The organism is Ideonella sp. P3_A4, from assembly GCF_056403075.1.
On sequence record NZ_JBFUGE010000057.1, the window covers coordinates 1 to 20340 of the forward strand.

Sequence of the window (20340 nt, forward strand, 5' to 3'; positions counted from 1 at the left end):
GCCTCAGCTGATGACGATCGGCATCGGTGCCGGCGCTGGCACCACCGGCCAGGTGCTGGTGCTGCACGACCTGCTGGGCCTGACCGGTGGCACCGGCGGCAAGCGCCCGCGTTTCGTGCGCGACTTCACCCGCGTGCCGGGCAGCGCAGCCGATGCGCCCGGCCTCTCCATTGCTCAATCCGTGGCCGCCTACGTGGCCGCCGTGAAAGACGGCAGCTTCCCCGACGAAGCCGTGCACGGTTACTGATCACTCATGCAAGTCATTCACTCAATTGCCGAACTGCGGCGCACGCTGGCTCGCCAGAACCAGACGGTGTTCGTGCCGACGATGGGCAACCTGCACGAAGGCCATCTGTCGCTGGTGCGCGAAGCCAAGCGCTGGGGCGGCCCGGTGGTCGCCAGCATCTTCGTCAACCGGCTGCAGTTCCTGCCGCACGAAGACTTCGACCGTTACCCACGCACCTTGGCGCGCGATGTCGAGCTGCTGACCGGCGCCGGTTGCAATTTCGTTTTTGCACCCGACGAGGGCGAGCTGTACCCCGAGCCGCAGGTCTACACCGTGGCACCGCCGCCGGCGCTGGCCGACATCCTGGAAGGCGAGTTCCGCCCCGGCTTCTTCACGGGTGTCTGCACGGTGGTCCTGAAGCTGTTCCAGTGCGTGCAGCCCAACGTGGCCGTGTTCGGGCAGAAGGATTACCAGCAGCTGAAGGTCATCACCGAGATGGCACGCCAGTTCGCGCTGCCGGTCGAGGTGGTGGGTGCCGTGACGGTGCGCGCCGACGACGGCCTGGCCCTGTCGTCGCGCAATGGCTACCTGGGTGAGACTGAGCGCACCGAAGCGATTGCGCTGCCGCAAGCTTTGCGCAATCTCGCCGACCGCGCCCGCGAGGCCGACGTCACACTCGCGGCACTGGAACAAGAAGCGATGGAGGTCCTGCGCGCCCGCGGCTGGGCGCCGGACTACCTGACGCTGCGCCGCCGCACCGACCTGCTGCCGCCGAGCGAAGCCGAGCGCCTGGGCCACGAGCCTTTGGTCGCTCTGGGGGCGGCCCGCCTGGGCGCGACCCGCCTGATCGACAACATCGAATGCTGAACGAGACAACGACCATGAGCGCGAACCTGGCCACCGAACAACCCATCGTCCTGCACCGCCCGAAGGCCGTTGCGCCTGCGGCAGCGGCCGAGCGTTGGCCGGTGGCGGAGATCGAGGCGCTGTTCGCGCTGCCGCTGCCCGAGCTGATCTATCGCGCGCAAACCGTGCACCGTGAGCACTTCGACCCGAGCGAGGTCGAGCTGGCCACGCTGCTGTCGATCAAGACCGGCGGCTGCCCGGAAGACTGCGGCTACTGCCCGCAGTCGGTGCACTACGACACCGGCGTCGAGGCCGGCAAGCTGATGGAAACCGCCGCGGTGCGTGAGGCCGCAGAAGCCGCCAAGGCCGCGGGTGCCACGCGCTTCTGCATGGGCGCCGCCTGGCGCGCGCCGAAAGATCGCGACGTCGAGAAAGTGGCCGAGCTGATCCGTGAGGTCAAGTCGATCGGCCTGGAAGCGTGCTGCACGCTGGGCATGCTGAGCGAAGGCCAAGCCCAGACGCTGAAGACCGCTGGTCTCGACTACTACAACCACAACCTCGACACCGCGCCTGAGGCCTACGGCCGCATCATCACGACCCGCGACTACCAGGAGCGGCTGGACACGCTGGAGCATGTGCGCAACGCTGGCATGTCGGTCTGCTGTGGCGGCATCGTCGGCATGGGCGAAAGCCGCGCCGAGCGCGCCGGCCTGATCGCGCAACTGGCCAACCTCGACCCGTACCCCGAATCGGTGCCGATCAACGAGCTGGTGCAGGTCGAAGGCACGCCGCTGGCCGGCACCGACAAGATCGACCCGTTCGAGTTCGTGCGCACGATTGCGGTGGCCCGCATCACGATGCCCAAGGCGCGCGTGCGCCTGTCAGCCGGCCGCCAGCAGATGGACGAAGCGCTGCAGGCGATGTGCCTGGTCGCCGGTGCCAACTCGATCTTCTACGGCGACAAGCTGCTGACCACCGGCAACCCCGACGTCGAGCGCGACCGCGCGCTGCTGTCGCGCCTGGGCCTGCATGCGCGCGACGCGCAGCACGGGCACGGCTGAGCACGGTGGTTGGCGCGATGACGCCCCTGCACCTGCACACCCCGCTGGTCGAATCGGCCGCGCTGTCGCGTGCCGCCGGCCGGCGTGTCTGGTTGAAGCTCGAGGCGCTGCAGCCGCCCGGTTCGTTCAAGATTCGCGGCATCGGCCTGGCTTGYCAGACCTACCGCGAGCGCGGTGCCCAACGCTTCATCTCCTCGTCGGGCGGCAATGCTGGCTTGGCGGTGGCCTATGCAGGGCGAAAGCTCGGCGTGCCGGTGAGCGTGGTCGTACCGAACAGCAGCACCGCCCGGGCGCGCGAGCTGCTGGCGCTCGAAGGTGCGCAGGTCACGGTGCGCGGCGATTCGTGGCAAGAGGCGAATACGCTCGCGCAGTCGCTGCTCGGGCCGAACGACGCCTTCATCCACCCGTTCGACGATCCGCTGCTGTGGCCAGGCCACGCGACGATGATCGACGAGGTCGCCGCAGCCGGTCTGCGCCCGAGTGGTGTGCTGGTCGCGGTTGGCGGTGGTGGGCTGCTGAGCGGCGTGATCGAGGGCCTGCGCCGCAACGCCATGGACGAGGTGCCGGTGTTTGCAGTCGAGACCGAAGGCGCTGCTTCGCTGCACGCCGCGTTGAAAGCGGGCAGCCGCGTCACGCTCGATACGATCAGTTCGATCGCGACGTCATTGGGTGCCAAGCAAGTCTGTGAGCAGGCGTTCACGCTGGCGCAGACGCACCCGCTGAAGAGCCTGGTCGTCAGCGACGCCGACGCGGTTCGCGCCTGCGTGCGCTTCATGGACGACCACCGCCTGGTCGTCGAGCCCGCCTGTGGCGCTGCGCTCGCGCCCGCGTACAGCGGCTCTGCCGAGCTGAGCACGGTGGGCGACGACCTGCTGGTCATCGTCTGCGGCGGCGCGACCGCCACCGCCGCCCAGCTGCTGGCCTGGGCCAACCAGCTCCGTTAACTTCCTGCCCGGCCCGACGGCCGCACCGCCATGTTCAAGACCTTCTTGCACGCCAAGATCCACCGCGCCACCGTCACCCATTGCGAGCTGCACTACGAGGGCTCCTGCGGCATCGACCAGGACCTGCTGGACGCCAGCGGCATCCGCCCGAACGAACAGGTGCACATCTGGAACGTCAGCAACGGTGAACGCTTCATCACCTACGCGATTTCGTCGCCGAGTGGCAGTGGTGTGATTTCGTTGAACGGCTCGGCGGCGCGCCGTGCGAGCGTCGGTGACCTGGTGATCATCGCGGCCTTCGCGTCGGTGCACGACGACAAGGTCGATGAGCATGTGCCGAACCTGGTGTTCGTCGACGCCGGGAACCGCCTGAAGGAACTGCGCCACGAACCCGCCGGTCCGCAAGCCGGCGTCGAAGTGGACGAGGCCTGAGCCCCGGGTCGACCATGTCGGACAGCCCGCTGTACACGGCCTCGGTGCCGGTGTTCCAGCGCTACCTCGGCCGGCTCGGCGGGTGGCTGGACCAGGCCGAGGCCCACACGACACCTGCGGTGCTGGGCGCGCGGCTGGCGCCTGACATGCTGCCGTTTGAAACGCAGGCCGTGATCGCAGCGAACTTTGCGCTGCGTGCGGCTTACCCGTTGGCCGGCTTGCCGTTGCCGCCGTTTGGCGATTGGGCGGCAGGCCATGATGGGTTGCGCGCTCGGTTGGCCCATGTGCTTGCGCTGCTGGACTCGCTGACACCGGCGCAGTTCGCGCAAGCCGAATCGCGTCAGGTGGTCAGTGACGCTGGCGAGGCCATGCTGCAGCTGGATGGCGCAACCTTCCTGCACCAGTTCGCGCTGCCTAACTTCTTCTTCCACCTGACCGCGGCCTACGCGATCTTGCGCCAGCAGGGCGTTCCGCTGGGCAAGGCCGATTTCGATGGTTTCCACCGCTACACCGCGACCGTCTGAACGGAGCATGCCTGCATGGCTTTGAACGACGACTGGCGTGCCCGCAGCCTGAAGGCCGTGTGGCACCCGTGCACGCAGATGAAGTTGCATGCGCGGGCTGAACACCCGCAACCGCTGATTCCGGTCGCGCGCGCCGAAGGGGTCTGGCTGCACGACCACGAAGGCCGGCGTTATCTGGACGGCATCAGCTCCTGGTGGGTCAACCTGTTCGGCCACAACCACCCGGCGATTCGCGATGCGTTGGTCGATCAGCTGCACACGCTGGACCATGTGATGCTCGCCGGCTTCACGCACGCGCCGGTGGTCGAGTTGTCCGAGCGACTGTCGGTACTGACCGGGCTGGGCCATGTGTTCTACGGCAGCGACGGCGCGAGCGCGACCGAGATCGCGCTGAAGATGAGCGCGCACTATTGGCGCAACGCCGGCCAGCCGCAGAAATGCCGCTTCGTCGGCATTGCCGGTGGCTACCACGGCGAGACGGTGGGCGCGCTCGCGGTGACCGACATCGCACTGTTCCGGGAGGCTTATGCGCCGCTGGTGCGGCTGGCCGCGACCGTGGCCAGCCCCGATGCCCGCCAGGCGGCGCCCGGCGAGTCTGCGGCCGATGTGGCCGAACGTGCCGCCGCCGCGCTGGATGCCTGGCTCGTCGAGCATGCGCATGAAACCGCGGCGGTGATCGCCGAGCCGCTGGTGCAGTGCGCCGCCGGCATGGCGATGCACGACCCGGTCTACCTCAAGCGCTTGCGTGAACTGTGCGACCGCCACCACGTGCACCTGGTGCTCGATGAAATCGCGGTCGGCTTCGGCCGCACCGGCACGCTGTTCGCGCATCAACAGGCGGCGATTCGGCCGGACTTCTTATGTCTGTCCAAGGGCTTGACCGGCGGCACCTTGCCGCTGTCGGCGGTGCTGACGACCGACATGGTCTACGAGGCCTTCTACGACGACGAGGTCGCGCGTGGCTTTTTGCATTCGCACAGCTACACCGGCAACCCGCTGGCCTGCCGCGCGGCGTTGGCGACGCTGGACCTGATCGAGCAGACGGATGTGATCGCTGCCAACCGAGTCACCGGCGACCGACTGGCCAAGCAGTTCGAGCCGCTGACGCAGCATCCGCGTGTGCGCCATGCGCGCCAGCAGGGGATGATCTTCGCGTGGGACGTGGCGTCCAGCCTGCCCGACTTCGCGCGCCGCTATGCGCGCCACGCGTTGGCACAAGGGCTGGTGCTGCGGCCGATCGGGCACACGCTGTACGCGATGCCGCCGTACGTGATCAGTGAAGACGAAGGCGAGCAGCTGGCACGCGGGGCGCTCGCTGCATTGCACGCGACATTGGCCGACGAAGGCGAGGGCGCCGCGAAGCACCACGGAGTGGTCGATGGCGTGTGAACCTTGCCCCCAACAGGCCTGCGGCCTGGTCCCCCCGAGGGGGAGTCGTCATCTAGGGGCGGCCCGTCGATGACCACCCTCTTCGTCACCGGCACCGACACCGGCGTCGGCAAGACACTGGTCAGTGCCGCGCTGCTGCACAACCTGGCGCGCCACCACGCCCGCGTGGTCGGCATGAAGCCGGTGGCCGCCGGTCTGATCGAGCACGAAGGCCAGATGGTCAGCGAAGACGTGCTGGCGCTGCGCGGTGCGTCGACGCTGAAGGTGCCGCCCGAGCTCGACAACCCGGTTGCGTTGCCCGAGCCCTTGTCGCCGCACCTGGCCGCGCGCCATGCCGGTCGCGTCGTCAAGGTGGCGGACTTGCTGGCACCGGCGTTGGCACTGCAACAGCAAGCCGATGCCCTGGTCGTCGAGGGCGCCGGTGGCTGGCGCGTGCCGATCAACGACGATGAAACGCTGGCCGACCTGGCCCGCGCACTGAAGGCGCCGGTACTGCTCGTGGTCGGCCTGCGGCTGGGCTGCCTGAACCACGCGCTGCTGACGGCCGAGGCGATCCGCGCGGATGGCCTGACGCTGGCCGRCTGGGTCRCCAACCATGTCGACCCGCAAATGGCCTGTGCCGACGAGAACCTGGCGACGCTGCGTGAGCGGCTCGGCGCGTCACTGTGGGGCGCCGTGCCTTGGTCGACCACACCGGACGCTGCGCGCATCACGCTCGACCTACCCGAGAGATTCAGATGACCTGGCTTGCCGAATTCGACACCCGCCTCGCTGACCTGGAGGCGGCGCACTTGACACGTCGACGCCGTGTCGTCGTGCCGGAATCCGGTGCGTGCATGACGGTCAACGGCCGCTCGATGCTGGCGTTCTGCAGCAACGACTACCTGGGCCTGGCCGGCCACCCGGCGCTGAAGGCAGCCGTTCACGAAGCGGTTGACACCTATGGCGTCGGCTCTGGCGCATCACCGATGGTCAGCGGTTACAGCGCCGCCAATGCCGCGCTCGAAACCGAGTTGGCGGCTTTCGTGCAACTGCCGCGTGCGCTGTATTTCTACGCCGGCTACGCGACCAACGCCAGCATCGTGCCGGCGCTGGTCGGTGCGGGCGATGCGATCTTTTCCGATGCGCTGAACCACGCCTGCCTGATCGACGGTGCACGTCTGTCGAAGGCCAAGATCCACCGCTTCGACCACGCCGACCTGGAGGCGCTCGACGCGCAGCTCGCCGCCGAGCCGGCGCGCCGCAAGCTGATCATCAGCGACGCGGTGTTCAGCATGGACGGCGACGTGGCCGACATCGCAGCATTGCTGACGCTGGCCGAGCGCCACGATGCGCTGTTGCTGCTCGACGATGCTCACGGCTTCGGCGTGCTCGGCCCGCAAGGTCGAGGCGCGTTAGCAGCGGCCGGCTTGACCGGCGCGAATGCATCACCCCGGGTGCTCTACATGGCGACGCTAGGCAAGGCGCTCGGCGTCGCCGGCGCGTTTGTCGCAGGGCCTGACACGCTCGTCGAATGGCTGCTGCAAAAGACCCGCAGCTACACCTACGCAACGGCCGCACCTGCGTTGCTGGCCGAAGCGCTGCGTGCGGCGTTGCGCATCGTCGGCAGCGACGAAGGCGACCAACGCCGAGCGCACCTGCAGGCACTGATTGCCCGCTTGCGAGATGGCCTCTCGCCGGGCGCCGATGCCGCGATCGACGCAGCCGGCTGGGCGCTGATGGATTCGGCCACCGCGATCCAGCCGCTGCTCATCGGCGACAACGCCGCGTCGCTGCGCGTGATGGCGGGCCTGCAAGACGACGGTCTGTGGGTGCCCGCGATCCGCCCGCCGACGGTGCCGGTGGGCACCGCACGGCTGCGCATCGCACTGAGCGCCGCGCACCAGGCCGACGAAGTCGACCTGCTGGTGCGCGCGCTGCGATCGCTGGCGAGGACGGCTTAGTTAGAAGCCCACCGCGGCGCGCAACCCGACCGCCATGAAGTTGGGCGCGTCGCCGTTGCCACCGGCACGGCGGATCCATTGCAGATCCGGCGTCAGCTCCAGGTGGTCGTTCAGCTTCCAGCGGTAATAGGCTTCGACGATCTGTTCGTTGCCGCGTGCGGCAAAGCCGACCAGCGAGGTGTCGAGCGCGGTCGCCTGCGCCCATTCGCCGCTTGTGTGCACGAAACCCGCCGCCAGGCCGACCGCGTCGTTGCCACGGCCCCAGGCGCGGCCGCCGTGCTCGAAGCCGAAGGTCAGGGCCTTGTCGAACGCGCCGTCGCCCGAGGTGCGCTGGCCCCAGCGGCCGAACAGGTTCCACTCGCGGCCCAGCTTCTCGTCGACCGAGATCCCRTAGCCGCTGTGGCGCTGCGCCGCTTCGCCGCTGAGGTCGGTGGTCTGGCCGTTGGTCCAGGCGTAGAGGCGGTAAGTGCCGCGTGGTTCGCCGTTGATCTGCTTCGGCGAGAACTCGACCTGGCCGATCACCAGCGGCCGGCGCGGGCCGGCGCTGAAGTTGGCGCCAGCGCCCGAGCCGAAGATGCCGAACGACGCGCCCCAGCCCCAGCCGCGGTCTTCGCCTTCGTCGATGTAGGCCACGCGCAGGCCCGGTGCGAAGCCGTAGGCATCGGCCGCGATGTCGCCGCCCGAGTCGAGCATCGGGTTGTGCACGAACACGTTGTTCAGGAACTGCGCGCCTTCGTCGCCGGCGACCGCGTTCTGATCGAAGAAGCCAAAGATGTCGATCTTGCCGAGGTTCATCTCGACGCGGTTGCTCGGCAGGTCGTTGAAGCGGCCGCCGCCCAGGTCCCACTCGAGCTGGCCCCAGGCCTGGCCGATGATCGCGTAGGTCTCGTCAGAGCCGGCGCCGGCCTCGAACGGCACCGAATTGACAGTGGCCGTATGGCTGGGCCGCAGCGCGACGCCGCTGCCCTGGCCGAAGCGCAGGTGGCCGAAGCCGCTGAAGCGGGCGTCGCCCAGTGCCGACACCGTGCCCAACGGCACGGTCACTTCCACGTCGCCGCGGTAATTCAGGCGGCCTTGTGAATGGCCAGTGTCCGAGCCGCCGCTGCCCAGGCGCTGGCCGACCGCCACGAGGCTGGTTTCGACCTTCAGGCCCTCGTCGGCGTCGACCTCTGCCGGACGCACCAACGCCTTCACTTGCTGTTCCAGCGCGCCCAGGCGGCCCCAGTCGCTGCCGGCCGCAGGTGGCGTGGTGGCAGCGGTCGCTGGCGCCGTGGGCGCGGCCGGCTTGGCGGCCAGCGCCTTCACCTGCTGCTCCAATTCGGCGTTACGTTGCTCCAGCTGCTGCATGCGCTCCATCAGCTTTTGCAGCTGTTCGGCCACGGCCGGGTCGGTCTTCTTCTCGGGTGCCTTGCCGGCAGCCGCTGCGCTGCTGCACAGGCCGGTGGCGGCCAGGGCCAGGGCCAACGCCCGCGGCTGCCAGGCACGCGCACCGGGCGTAGAACTGCGCGCGCGCGGGGCTGTCACAAACGGGTGATCCACTCTCAAGTTCTCCTCAGCGACTATTTAATGCAAATGCGAGTTGTTCGCGTTTATGATACGGGCAAATCTGTGAACGGGCGAGACGGTGTGTGGTGCGAAGGGCGCACCGAACGGCGCCGGCGCCCTTGAGGAGCTGTTTGATGAATCGAGCGAATTGGCTGCGCCGCGCCGGGCGCCTGGTGGTGGCACTGCCGTTGTGGGCGGGGGCGCTGCTGCCGCTGGGTGTGCAGGCCCAGGCGGTGACGGCCGAAGCCGTGGTCAAGCACTACGCGGCCGGTGTTTCGGCCGGTTATGAAGACGTGCTGGCCTCGACGCTGGAGATGCAGCAGGCCATCAACGCCTTCGTCGCGCAGCCCAGCGCCGAGCGCCTGAAGGCCGCGCGCGACGCTTGGCGCGCCGCTCGCGAGTGGTACGGCCCGACCGAGGCCTTCCGTTTCTACGCCGGTCCGATCGACGACGACCAGGGCCCCGAGCCGCGGCTGAATTCATGGCCGCTGGACGAGTCGTACATCGACTACGTCAAGGGCAAGCCCAACAGCGGCATCGTCGCCAACCGCAAGCTGCCGATCACCAAGGCCGCGCTGGCCAAGCTGAACACCAAGGGCGGCGAAGAGAACATCGCCGTCGGCTGGCACGCGATCGAGTTCCTGCTCTGGGGTCAGGACTTCAACGACAAGGGCCCGGGCGATCGCTCGTTCGAAGACTTCGTCGACGGCAAGGCGCCCAACGCCGACCGCCGCCGCCAGTACCTGCAGGCCGCCACCGAACTGCTGATCGACGACCTGCGCTACCTCGTCGGCGCCTGGGTGCCCGGCGCCACCAACTACCGCTCGCGCTTCGAAACCGAAGGGCTGGAAGCGATCCGCAAGATGGTGGTCGGCATCGGCTCGCTGACGCGCGGCGAGCTGGCCGGCGAGCGGCTCGAAGTGGCGATGAACACGCAGGACCAGGAAGACGAACACTCCTGCTTCTCGGACAACACCCACCGCGACATCGTCGTCGACGCGGTCGGCATCCAGAACGTCTGGCTCGGCCGCTTCGCCCGCCGCGACGGCAGCACGCTGCAAGGCCCGTCGCTGCAGGCCCTGGTGGCCGCCGCCGATGCTGGCCTGGCCGACAAGACCACGCGCGACATCGCCGCCTCGGTGGCCGCCGCGAACGCGATCCAGCCGCCGTTCGACCGCGAGATCGTCGGTGGCAAGGACGCCCCCGGCCGCAAGCGCGTGCAAGCGGTGATCGATGCGCTGATCCAGCAATCGAAAGACCTGCCCCAAGCGGCCGCCGCCATCGGCGTGACCCGACTGACCCGCACCAAGTGAGGTAGTGATGTTGAATCGACATGCCCGCCATGCCGCCGCGGTGGGCCTGACGCTGGCGCTGGGCGCCGGCTTGGGCTGGGCCATCGCAGACGAGCCGGCCACGCCGGCCGACCCGCTGGGCGAACAAACCGCCGGCGCCGCCACCGTGCCGGCCATCGGCAAGAACGCCTTCTCGTTCCCGTTCGCCAACCTCGACGACGAAGAGCGCCAGCGCTTTGCGGTCGGCAACTCGTTCTTCCGCCGCAACTGGGTCGAGGCTCCGTCTTCGACCGCCGCGCGCGACGGCCTCGGGCCGCACTTCATCGCCCGCTCTTGCGGCGGCTGCCACGACCAGGATGGCCGCGGTGCACCGCCTGACTTCAAGAAGGGCCTGAACGAACAGCCGATCGGCCTGCTGGTGCGCATCTCGGTGCCGGTGAAGGGTGAGAGCCCGATGGTCACCGCGCCGGAGCCTGTCTACGGCGACCAGTTCAACAACCGCGCGGTCGGTGGCGTCAAGCCCGAGGGCGAGGTGCGCATCCGCCTGAAGCCGGTCACCGGCCGCTTTGCCGATGGCACGCGCTACACGCTGCAGGCGCCGTCGTACAGCTTTGATCACCTGGCCTACGGCCCGATGCAGAAGGGCACGCTGCTGAGCCCGCGTGTCGCGCCGCAACTGCCTGGCGTCGGCCTGCTGGACGCGATTGCCGAGGCCGACATCCTGGGCAACGAAAAGGCGCAGGGCGAGATGGAAGGCCCGATCAAGGGCCAGGCCAACCATGTGCGCGACGCCTGGTCGGGCGAGATCCGCGTCGGCCGCTTCGGTTGGAAGGCCAACGTGCCGACGCTGGTGCACCAGACGGCTGGCGCCTTCCTCGGTGACATGGGCATCACCTCGCGCGTCTTCCCGAAAGAAGCCTGCACGGCGGCCCAGGCCGATTGCCTGGCGTCGCCGCATGGCGCGCGTGGCGAGAGCCCCGAGATCGACGACACGACGTTGTCGCACGTGGTGTTCTACGAATCGACGCTCGCCCCCGCGGCACGCCGCAATGCGCGCGAGCCCGAGGTGCTGCAAGGCCAGAAGCTGTTCCAGCAGGCGCAGTGCGTGGTCTGCCACCGGCCGAGTTATGTCACCGCCAGTGCGCCGTTCCCGGCGTTGTCCAGCTCGAAGGTCAGCGGTGTGACGATCCACCCCTACACCGATCTGCTGCTGCACGACATGGGCGAAGGCCTGGCCGACCACCGGCCCGATGGCCAGGCCAACGGTCGCCAGTGGAAGACACCCGCGCTGTGGGGCACCGGCCTGATCCATGACGTCAACAGCCACCAGCGCCTGATGCACGACGGGCGCGCCAACGGCGTGCTCGAAGCGGTGCTCTGGCACGGCGGCGAGGCCGAGGCCTCGAAGCAGCAGGTGCTGAAGATGAGTGCGGCCGAGCGCGCGGCGCTGGTCAAGTTCGTGGAGTCGCTGTGATGAAGGCCGTCGTCGTTGCGCGTGCCGCCGCCGCGTTGAGCTCTGCCGTGGCGGCTGTCGGTGCGTGGGCGCAGGCAGCGCCAGCCTCGGCACCGGCCGCGTCTGCGCCGGCCGCGGCCTTGCCGCTGGCCCATGCGCAGACCAGCGCGCTGGTCGACGGGCTGCTGAAGGCCYGGTACGCACCTGCCGCGCGCCGCTTCGGCAGCGACGGCGATGCACTGGTCGACCGCACGCAGGCCTGGTGCGCCAGCAGCGCGAAGAACCCGACGCCCGCCACCCGCGACCCGGCGCTCGACGCCGCGCGCCAGGCCTGGGTCCAGGCGATGTCGTCGTGGACGCGCCTGTCGGCCGTGCAAATCGGCCCGCTGCTCGAACGCCACAGCGACACCCGGCTCGACTTCCAGCCGATGCGCCCGGCGGCGTTGGACAAGGTGATCGCGAACCCAACTGCGCCCGGCGAATGGGCGATGGACCGGGTCGGCGCGCAAGCCCGTGGCCTGCCGGCGATGGAATACCTGCTGTGGAAGAAGCCGGCCGCCCCGCGCACGCCGGCCTGCACCTACTTGGTGGTGCTGGCGCGCGACCTGCGCGACGAAGCGCGCGAACTGGCGCTGGCTTACGCCACCGAAGCCGCTGCGACGCGCAGCGCCGACGAGGCTGCCACTTGGTTCAACACCTACGTCAACCAGTGGCTGGCCGGCATGGGCCGCATGCGCTGGCGCGACCTGGAGATGCCGGTGCGCAGCTGGGGCATGGACCTGGCGCCGCGCGCCACCAGCGGCCAGACGGCGTTGGCCTGGCGCGAACGCTGGCAAGCCCTGCGCCAGCCGTCCGCCGGTGGTGCCGGTACGCCTAACGGTGTCATACCACTGACCGACTATTTGCGCAGCCGCGGCCTGGCCGCCTCTGCCGATGCCTTGGCACGCGACGTCGGCCTGGCCGACAGCGCGTTGCAGGGCGCGACACCCGCCACGCCCGGGCCGCAGCTGCTGGAGGCCGCCAAGCGCGTCGACTTCGTGACCCACACGATCGCGCGTGACGTGGCGACGCAAATGCAGATCCAGCTCGAGTTCTCGGCGGACGACGGCGATTGAGGGGGCGCGCCGTGTCCCGCATCGACACCCAGCGGCGCCGCTGGCTGCAGGCCCTGGCGGTGACTGGCGCCTTCCAGCACTGGGCGGCGCTGCCCGCCACCGCGCCCGCAGCCAAACCCTGGCGGCTGGCGCTGGCCTGGAGCGAGGAAGCATCGAACGCCGAGCGCGTTCAATGCACAGGGGTCTGGCAACAAGCTGGCGACCGCTTCGAGGTCACGGCCAGGCGCATCGTGCCAACGCGGGCCCACGGCCTGGCGCAACTGCCCTCGGGCGATCTGCTGACGGTGGCGCGTCGACCCGGGCTGTGGATGCAGCGCTGGGGTGCCGACGGCACGCTGCGTCAAGAAGCCTGGGCCGAGCCCGGCCGCCAGTTCAACGGCCATGTGCTGCCGTCGGCCGATGGCCGCGTGCTTTACAGCACCGAGCAGACGCACGACGGCGGTGCCGGTTGCATCGCATTGCGTGACCCGCTGACCTTGGCGCTGCGCGACGAGTGGCCGACCGGTGGCACGGACACGCACCAGATGCTGCGCGTCGGCGACCAGCTCTTCGTCGCCAACGGCGGCGTGCCGACACGGCCCGAGACCGGCCGCGCCAAGCTGGCGCTGCCGACGATGGATTCGTCGTTGGTCATGTTCGACCTGCGCACCGGCCAGCGCCACGGCCCGTGGCGCTTGACCGATCCGCGGTTGTCACTGCGCCACCTGGCCTGGCATGCGCCGAGCCGCACGCTCGGTATTGCGCTGCAAGCCGAACACGATGACCCGGCGCAGCGCGCCAGCGCGCCGCTGCTGGCGCTGTTCGACGGCGAGAAGCTGCACGCAGTCCCGGCGCCGGCTGACCGGCCCGTGGCCGGCGCCGGTTACGCCGGCGACATCGCCGCCACGCCGGACGGCTTCGTGCTCAGCGCCTCGCGCGCCGGCGCGTTGATGGGCTGGTCGCTGCGCGACGGCTGGACGGCCCCGGTGCCGCTGGCCGAAGCCTGCGCGTTGGCTGCTGCCGCGGAAGTGAATACCACTTGCGCGTTAGGTGCCGAACGGGCCTGGGCCGGTGGTCAGCCGATCGCCTTGCCGCCCGGCTGCAAACCCGACAACCACGTGCTGATCCTCTGACGGCGCGCAAGTCGGAACTGCCCTATCTTGAGGCAGCTCCGGTATCATCGCGCCCGTTGGTGCTCGCACCGGCCCTCCGGCCGGCGCAGTTCAACGGGAAGCAGGACGGGTCGCGTCAACGGCAACACCCCAACCTGCGCTGCCCCCGCAACGGTAAGCGGCAAGAGAGCCCTCCAGCCCTCTGCCCGTGACACACACCCACTGGACGCCTGTCGTGCGTCTGGGAAGGGTTCACGGGACCACGCCGCCAGCCCGGATACCGGCCAACAAGGTGGCGTGCCGCTCATCGAAGCGGCGCGCTGTGAAGTGCGAGCCGGCGGGGAAGCCGGCATGCACGCCTGCAGTACGTTCCGTTCCCCATGTCTTCCTTGCGACCCCGGCATTGCGCCGCCCTGGCGTTGGCTTGCGCCGTGCCTGCTCTTTCCTCCGCCCAGACCACCACCGCCGTCGTGGCCGCCGATGCCGCCGCCGGCGAACGCATCGTCGTCACCGGCTCGCGTGAGCCGACCGCGGCCAGCCGACTGGCCGGTGACATCGTGGTCATCGACGCCGAGCAGATCCAGGCCTCGACCGCCGATTCGCTGGAAGACCTGCTGCGCCGCGAGGCCGGCGTGCAGCTCTCGCGCAACGGTGGCCCCGGCGCGTCGGCCGGAGTGTTCATGCGCGGCACGGCTACCAGCGGCACGCTGGTGCTGGTGGACGGCGTGCGCATCGGCTCGGCGACGCTGGGCCAGGTCGAGTTCGAGGGGCTGAGCCTGGGCGCGATCGAGCGCATCGAGGTGCTGCGCGGCCCCGGCTCCAGCCTCTACGGTGCCGACGGCGCTGGCGGCGTGGTGCAGATCTTCACCCGCCGTGGTGATGGCAAACCGCACGTCAGCGCCTGGCTGGCCGCCGGCCAATACGGTGCCGGCGAAGCGTCGGTGAGCGGCAGCGGCCGCTTTGGCAACCTGGACGCTGCCGCCTCGCTGTCGCACGAGCAGCTCGACGGTGTTTCGTCGCTGCGCCCGGGCGACCAGTACGGCAACTACAACCCCGACAAGGACGGCTCGCGCCGCAACACCGCGCAGGCCCAGTTCGGCTGGCAGCCGGCCGAGGGCCACCGCATCGGCTTGAACCTGCTCAGCAGCAAGCTCGATGCGCGCTACGACGCGAGCGAGTTCCTGCCGCCGGACTTCACGCAGGACGCAACGCCCGACTTCCACAACAAGCTCGACAACAACCTCGCGGCCATCGACTACCGGGCCGAGTGGAGCAAGGCCTGGGTCACCACGCTGCGCGCGTCGACGCAAGAAAGCGACCTGCACAGCGGCGGCACGCAGATCGACGAGTTCCGCACCCGCCGTTCGCAACTCGACGCGCAGGCCACCTGGCGCTTCGCCAGCGACCAGGCCCTCACGCTGGCCTATGAGGGCTTGACCGAGAAGGCCCATTCCACCGCCTTCGCGGCCGACGTGAAGCGCGACAACAACGCGCTGGTGCTGGCCTATGCCGGCAAGCTCGGCCCGGTGCAGACGCAGCTCGACCTGCGGCACGATGACAACTCGGCCTACGGCGACGTCAACACCGGCCGCATCGGCGGCTCGTTCGAGCTGGCCAAGGGCTGGCGCCTGCGGGCACTGGCCGGCACCTCGTTCCGCGCACCGAGCTTCAATGACCTGTACTACCCCGGCTATGGGGTGCCGCCCGATACCGAACCCCCCGACGTCAGGGTCGGTCCCGAGCGCGGCCGCAGCGTCGAGCTCGGTGTCGAAGGCCGCTGGCCCGGCTACGACCTGAGCGCGACCGCGTGGCGCAACCAGATGCGCGACCTGATCGGCTACCAGCCCGATGCCACGCAGTGCCCGGACGACCCGGCCTACATGTTCGGCTGCGCCGCCAACATCGCCCGTGCCCGGCTGCAGGGCTTCACCTTCAACGGCGGTGCCCAATGGGGTGACTGGCAGTTCCGCGCGCAGCTCGATTTCGTCGATGCGAAAGACAGCGACACCGGTGCACGCCTGAACCGCCGCGCCGCCTACCAGGCCAGCCTGAGCGCCGACTACATCACCGGCGACTGGCGCTTCGGTGCGGCCGTGCTGCAGGTCGGCAAGCGCCCGGACAATGGCGCCACGCTGCCCGAAGAGACCACGCTGGACCTGAAGGTGCGTTGGCAGTTCGCGCGCCAATGGTCGCTCGAGGCCAAGGTGATCAACGCCACCGACGCCGACCTGCAACCGGCGCGCGACTACCAGGGCCTGGGTCGCCAAGCCTGGCTGGGCATCCGCTACAGCCTCTGACCTCACGAAGCGTCCAAGCATGCATGAGCTGATCCTCGGTGGCCAGAAAAGCGGCAAGTCGCGCTGCGCGGAGCAGCGCGCGGCCGATTGGTTGGACCAGAGCGCGGTGCGCGAGGCCTGCCTGATCGCCACCGCGCTGCCGGGTGATGTCGAGATGCAGCAGCGCATCTCGCGCCACCAGGCCGATCGTGCGCGGCGCGTGCCCAAGCTGACGACGATGGAGGTGCCGTACGCACTGCCGCAGGCGCTGCGCGAATACAGCGCGCCGCGCCGCTTGCTGGTGGTCGACTGCCTGACGCTGTGGTTGACGCAGCTGCGCATGCCGCTGAGCGGCCCGGCGTTGGGTGATGCGGCCTGGCTGGCGCGCCAGGCGGCGCTGTGCGATGCGCTGCGCGCCGCGCCGGGGCCGATCGTGGTGGTCTCGAATGAAATCTCGCTCGGCCTGTCGCCGCTGAGCCCCGAAGCGCGCCAGTTCGTCGACACGCTGGGCAAGCTGCACCAGCGTGTCGCACTGGCCTGCGACAGCGTCACCTTGATGGTCGCCGGCATCGAGATGCCGGTGAAGCGGCCATGACGATACGCCGCGTGTTCACTGCACTGCTGCTGTGCTTTGTCACCACGGCGGCGACGGCCGGTCCCGCCATCGTGCTGCGCGACGACGGTGGCGCCGAGCACCGCCTGAGCGCGCCGCCGCAGCGCATCGTCACCCTGTTGCCGTCATTGACCGAGAGCGTTTGTGCGCTCGGTGGCTGCGCACGCTTGGTTGGTGTCGATCGCTATTCGAACTGGCCCGACAGCATCAAGGACCTGCCGCGTCTGGGCGGGCTCGAAGACGCGCAGGTCGAACGCATCGTCGCGCTGAAGCCCGACGTGGTGCTGGCCGCCAAATCAGCCCGTGTCACCGAGCGGCTGCAAAGCCTGGGCCTGCGTGTCGTGCTGGTCGAGTCGCAGACCCATGCCGATGTGCGGCGCTCGCTCGGGCTGATCGCGCAGCTGCTGGGCACGCCAGCGGCGGCTGAGCGCGCCTGGTCTGCGATCGAGGCTGAATTCCAAAACGCCGCTGCGCGCGTGCCGCTGGCGCGGCGGGGGCAAAAGGTGTACTTCGAGGTCGCGTCCGACCCTTACGCCGCGGGCGCCGCGTCGTTCATCGGCGAGACGCTGATCAAGCTCGGCCTGGGCAACATCGTGCCGCCCGAGCTGGGGCCATTTCCGCGCCTGAACCCCGAGTACGTGGTGCGGGCTCAGCCCGACATCATCATCGCGTCGCAACAGGCGCTGCAGTCGATGGCCGGTCGGCCCGGCTGGCCCGCGCTCAAGGCTTTGCCGCGCCAAGCCTGCGGCTTTGCCGAGGCGCGGTACGAGCTGTTGATTCGCCCGGGCCCGCGCATGGGCGAGGCGGCCGGCGCGTTGGCCGACTGTGTGGCCGGCCTGCCCGTAAAGACTGCCGCTGCTGCGAGCGCCAAGGACGGCCAGTGAGCGCAACGCTCGTGCCGCCCGCGAACCCGATCGCCGCGCCGGTACTGGCCGACGCAACCCGCCGGCGTCGCCTGCTGTTGACGCTGTGGGCGCTGGCTGTTGTCCTCGCGTTGCTGGGCCTGGCAGCTGGGCCCTCGGGCCTGTCGTGGTCGGCCTGGGTGGCCGATGTGGGTGGTGACCAGGCGATGTTGATCCTGGGCCAGATCCGCGCGCCGCGCACGCTCGGGGCCTGGGGCGTGGGCGCCATGCTGGGACTGGCCGGTGCGATCGCTCAAGGCCTGTTCCGCAACCCATTGGCTGACCCGTATCTGCTCGGCACTGCGGCCGGCGCCGGGCTGGCGGTGGTGCTGGTGCTGGCTGGTGCGTCGTTAGGCGGCGTGGCCATTGGCCTGGCCACCGCACAGTGGCTGGCGCGTTTGGGCATGGTGCTGGCCGCCTTTGTCGGCGCACTCGGCGGCCTGACGCTGACCTTGATGCTGGCGCGCGGGGCGCACGAGCCGATGCGCTTGCTGTTGGCGGGTGTGGTGGTCGCGGTAGTGCTGGGCGCGGTCAGCGACCTGGTCACGACGGTGTCGCCCGAGGCGCTGCGTGGCAAACAGTTCTTTCTGCTCGGCAGCACCGGCTTCCTCGGCTGGAGCAGCGTCTGGGTGCTGGCTGCCGGCCTGGCCGTTGCGTTGCCACTCGCGCGCCGCTATGCGCGCGCGCTGGACGCATTGACCTTGGGCGAAGACAGCGCCGCGAGCCTCGGGCTGGACCTGCCGCGCATCCGGCTGGTGTTGGTCGGGCTGCTGGCCTTGGCCACCGGCCTGGCGGTGTCGCAGGCCGGCCTGGTCGCGTTCGTCGGTCTGGTTGCACCGCACCTGGTGCGTCGCCATGCGCCGGCACCGCAGGCCTTCACGCTGCTGGCCAGCGCGGCGATGGGCGGTGTGCTGCTGCTGGCGGCCGACGTGCTGGCGCGCTGCGTGATCGCGCCGCAGGAGCTGCCGGTCGGCGTGTTGWCCGCGGTGCTCGGCGGCGGCTACCTGATGCGGCTGCTGAAGCGGCAGACCAGCGAATGAACCACCACGACAGCCTGAGCGCGTTGGGCTTGAGCGTGCAGCTCGGTGGCCGGCCGGTGCTGCGTGATGTGTCGTGCCGCTTGCAGCGCGGCTGGACGGCGATCGTCGGCCCCAACGGGGCCGGCAAGTCGACGCTGTTGCGCACACTCGCCGGGCTGTTGCCGCCGCAGAGCGGGCGAGTCGAGCTGGACCGGCAGCCGCTGCTGAACCTGCCGCCACGCGAGCGCGCCCGGCGCATCGCCTGGCTCGCGCAGACCAGCGCGGTGACCGGCGAGCTGACCGCACGCGAGACCGTGCAACTCGGCCGCCTGGCTCACCTGGGCCTGTTCGCCACGCCAACCGCGGCCGACGAAGCGGCGGTCGACGCGGCGATGCATGCCACCGAATGCGAGGCCTGGGGCTCACGGCGCCTGCACGCCTTGTCCGGCGGGGAACGACAGCGTGTGCTGCTGGCGCGAGCGTTGGCCACTGGCGCGCCGGCGCTGCTGCTGGACGAGCCGACGACTCACCTCGACCCTCCGCACCAGGTGGCGCTGGCGCTGCTGATGCGCCGGCTGGCCGCCACGCACACACTGGTCAGCGTGCTGCACGACCTGACGCTGGCGCTGCGGGCCGACCGTGTGCTGGTGCTGCGTGACGGCACGCTGCAGGCCGATGGTGTGCCCGGCGATCCGGCGTTGCATGCGGCGCTCGAAGCCAGCTTCGACCACGCCATCCACATCGACACCACCCGCAGCGGCCGGCCAGTGGCCTTGCCGCGGCTGGACGACTGAAACGACTCTTCCATGCAAATCGAATCACCCCCGACCGAACGCAGCAGCGACAAGCCCGATGGCGAACGACGCGGCCTGTTCATCGTCCACACCGGCGATGGAAAGGGCAAGAGCACGGCTGCCTTCGGCCTGGCGCTGCGCGCTCATGGCCGCGGCAAGCCGGTCAAGATCTACCAGTTCATGAAGGTGCCGAGCGCACGCTTCGGCGAGCACCGCATGTTCGAGCAGCTCGGCGTGCCGATCGAAGGCCTGGGCGACGGCTTCAGCTGGAAGAGCAAGGACCTGGAACATTCGGCCCAGCTCGCACGCGACGGGTGGGCACGCGCCGAGGCGACGATTCGCGCCGGCGAGCACTTCCTCGTCGTGCTCGACGAGATCATGTACCCGCTGCGCTACGGCTGGTTGCCGCTGGAGCCGGTGCTGGTGGCCTTGCGGGAGCGGCCCGCAAACGTCCATGTGGTGTTGACCGGCCGCAACGCACCGCAGGAACTGATCGATGCAGCCGATACAGTGACCGAGATGCACCTGATCAAGCACCACTTCGCCGCCGGCGTGCCTGCGCAACGTGGCATTGAAGACTGACATGACGCTGCAGCGCGTGTGTTGGCGTTCGGACTGCCGAGGTGGTGGCGGCAGGGCGGCGGCGGTGCCTCCGTTCTCCGGCCCACGCTCGCGGGGCACGGCCGTGGCGCGCGACAGACGGTTGTGTCAACACCGTGGTGCCCGGGCGCTGTCGTGCCGACCGCGAATGGGGCCTGCGCCCGGAGGCACCACCACCGCCCTGCAAACACCGTCCGTGGCATGGCACGCACATGCAAGCCACCACGGTTCCATGGTGGGTGGCTCGGGGGTGCGGGCGCAGGCCCCATTCGCGG

General features: G+C 69.7%; 20 protein-coding genes and 1 riboswitch. Of the genes, 19 read left to right on the forward strand and 1 reads right to left on the reverse strand.

Features of this window, described 5'->3' with window-relative positions; genetic code table 11:
- The 9 genes from AC1DYI_RS08570 to AC1DYI_RS08610 form a co-directional block, all read left to right on the forward strand.
- Window positions 1–247 (forward strand): 3-methyl-2-oxobutanoate hydroxymethyltransferase (locus AC1DYI_RS08570; RefSeq protein WP_477203673.1); only part of this gene is annotated, 247 nt, incomplete at its 5' end.
- A 6-nt stretch (window positions 248–253) separates the two neighbouring features.
- Complete coding sequence (gene panC, locus AC1DYI_RS08575; protein ID WP_477203674.1) at window positions 254–1093, forward strand: pantoate--beta-alanine ligase; 840 nt, start codon at window positions 254–256, stop codon at window positions 1091–1093.
- Window positions 1094–1107: 14 nt separating this feature from the next.
- Window positions 1108–2133 carry a biotin synthase BioB gene (bioB, locus tag AC1DYI_RS08580; RefSeq protein ID WP_477203675.1) on the forward strand — a complete coding sequence of 342 codons (1026 nt, stop codon included), beginning with the start codon at window positions 1108–1110 and terminating at the stop codon, window positions 2131–2133.
- 17 nt (window positions 2134–2150) lie between these two features.
- Entirely contained in the window at window positions 2151–3077 is a 927-nt protein-coding gene (locus AC1DYI_RS08585) for a pyridoxal-phosphate dependent enzyme (protein ID WP_477203676.1), read from the forward strand.
- Window positions 3078–3107: 30 nt separating this feature from the next.
- Complete coding sequence (panD, locus tag AC1DYI_RS08590; RefSeq protein ID WP_477203677.1) at window positions 3108–3509, forward strand: aspartate 1-decarboxylase; 402 nt, start codon at window positions 3108–3110, stop codon at window positions 3507–3509.
- 14 nt (window positions 3510–3523) lie between these two features.
- On the forward strand, window positions 3524–4033 hold the full coding sequence (locus tag AC1DYI_RS08595) for a DUF1993 domain-containing protein (protein WP_477203678.1): 510 nt from the start codon (window positions 3524–3526) through the stop codon (window positions 4031–4033).
- Between the two features lie 15 nt (window positions 4034–4048).
- Complete coding sequence (bioA, locus tag AC1DYI_RS08600) at window positions 4049–5422, forward strand: adenosylmethionine--8-amino-7-oxononanoate transaminase (RefSeq protein ID WP_477203679.1); 1374 nt, start codon at window positions 4049–4051, stop codon at window positions 5420–5422.
- Between the two features lie 69 nt (window positions 5423–5491).
- Window positions 5492–6163, forward strand: a complete 672-nt coding sequence (bioD, locus tag AC1DYI_RS08605; protein ID WP_477203680.1) for a dethiobiotin synthase — start codon at window positions 5492–5494, stop codon at window positions 6161–6163.
- Complete coding sequence (locus AC1DYI_RS08610; protein ID WP_477203681.1) at window positions 6160–7365, forward strand: aminotransferase class I/II-fold pyridoxal phosphate-dependent enzyme; 1206 nt, start codon at window positions 6160–6162, stop codon at window positions 7363–7365. Before bioD ends, AC1DYI_RS08610 begins: the two co-directional genes overlap by 4 nt.
- Here AC1DYI_RS08610 and AC1DYI_RS08615 read toward each other — a convergent pair whose 3' ends face one another.
- Window positions 7366–8904, reverse strand: a complete 1539-nt coding sequence (locus tag AC1DYI_RS08615; RefSeq protein WP_477203682.1) for a carbohydrate porin — start codon at window positions 8902–8904, stop codon at window positions 7366–7368.
- A 140-nt stretch (window positions 8905–9044) separates the two neighbouring features.
- Here AC1DYI_RS08615 and AC1DYI_RS08620 point away from each other — a divergent pair, with 140 nt between their 5' ends.
- The 10 genes from AC1DYI_RS08620 (at window position 9045) to cobO (ending at window position 20047) form a co-directional block, all read left to right on the forward strand.
- On the forward strand, window positions 9045–10223 hold the full coding sequence (locus tag AC1DYI_RS08620) for an imelysin family protein (protein WP_477203683.1): 1179 nt from the start codon (window positions 9045–9047) through the stop codon (window positions 10221–10223).
- A 7-nt stretch (window positions 10224–10230) separates the two neighbouring features.
- Complete coding sequence (locus tag AC1DYI_RS08625) at window positions 10231–11676, forward strand: di-heme oxidoreductase family protein (protein WP_477203684.1); 1446 nt, start codon at window positions 10231–10233, stop codon at window positions 11674–11676.
- A complete protein-coding gene (locus AC1DYI_RS08630) occupies window positions 11676–12770 on the forward strand; it encodes an imelysin family protein (protein WP_477203685.1) in 1095 nt (364 codons plus the stop codon). The genes AC1DYI_RS08625 and AC1DYI_RS08630 overlap by 1 nt, the downstream gene beginning before the upstream one ends.
- A gap of 11 nt (window positions 12771–12781) precedes the next feature.
- Window positions 12782–13882, forward strand: a complete 1101-nt coding sequence (locus tag AC1DYI_RS08635) for a DUF1513 domain-containing protein (protein ID WP_477203686.1) — start codon at window positions 12782–12784, stop codon at window positions 13880–13882.
- 42 nt (window positions 13883–13924) lie between these two features.
- Window positions 13925–14163: riboswitch (cobalamin riboswitch) on the forward strand.
- A gap of 129 nt (window positions 14164–14292) precedes the next feature.
- Window positions 14293–16158 carry a TonB-dependent receptor domain-containing protein gene (locus tag AC1DYI_RS08640; RefSeq protein ID WP_477203687.1) on the forward strand — a complete coding sequence of 622 codons (1866 nt, stop codon included), beginning with the start codon at window positions 14293–14295 and terminating at the stop codon, window positions 16156–16158.
- Window positions 16159–16177: 19 nt separating this feature from the next.
- The gene (locus AC1DYI_RS08645) at window positions 16178–16732 is read left to right on the forward strand and encodes a bifunctional adenosylcobinamide kinase/adenosylcobinamide-phosphate guanylyltransferase (RefSeq protein ID WP_477203688.1); all 555 of its coding nucleotides are present in this window, start codon (window positions 16178–16180) and stop codon (window positions 16730–16732) included.
- Window positions 16729–17634, forward strand: coding sequence for an ABC transporter substrate-binding protein (locus tag AC1DYI_RS08650; protein ID WP_477203689.1), 906 nt, complete (start codon window positions 16729–16731; stop codon window positions 17632–17634). Before AC1DYI_RS08645 ends, AC1DYI_RS08650 begins: the two co-directional genes overlap by 4 nt.
- Window positions 17631–18692, forward strand: coding sequence for a FecCD family ABC transporter permease (locus tag AC1DYI_RS08655; protein WP_477203690.1), 1062 nt, complete (start codon window positions 17631–17633; stop codon window positions 18690–18692). The genes AC1DYI_RS08650 and AC1DYI_RS08655 overlap by 4 nt, the downstream gene beginning before the upstream one ends.
- Window positions 18689–19465, forward strand: coding sequence for an ABC transporter ATP-binding protein (locus tag AC1DYI_RS08660; protein WP_477203691.1), 777 nt, complete (start codon window positions 18689–18691; stop codon window positions 19463–19465). Before AC1DYI_RS08655 ends, AC1DYI_RS08660 begins: the two co-directional genes overlap by 4 nt.
- A gap of 12 nt (window positions 19466–19477) precedes the next feature.
- Window positions 19478–20047, forward strand: a complete 570-nt coding sequence (gene cobO / locus AC1DYI_RS08665) for a cob(I)yrinic acid a,c-diamide adenosyltransferase (RefSeq protein WP_477203692.1) — start codon at window positions 19478–19480, stop codon at window positions 20045–20047.
- Window positions 20048–20340 lie beyond the last annotated feature (293 nt).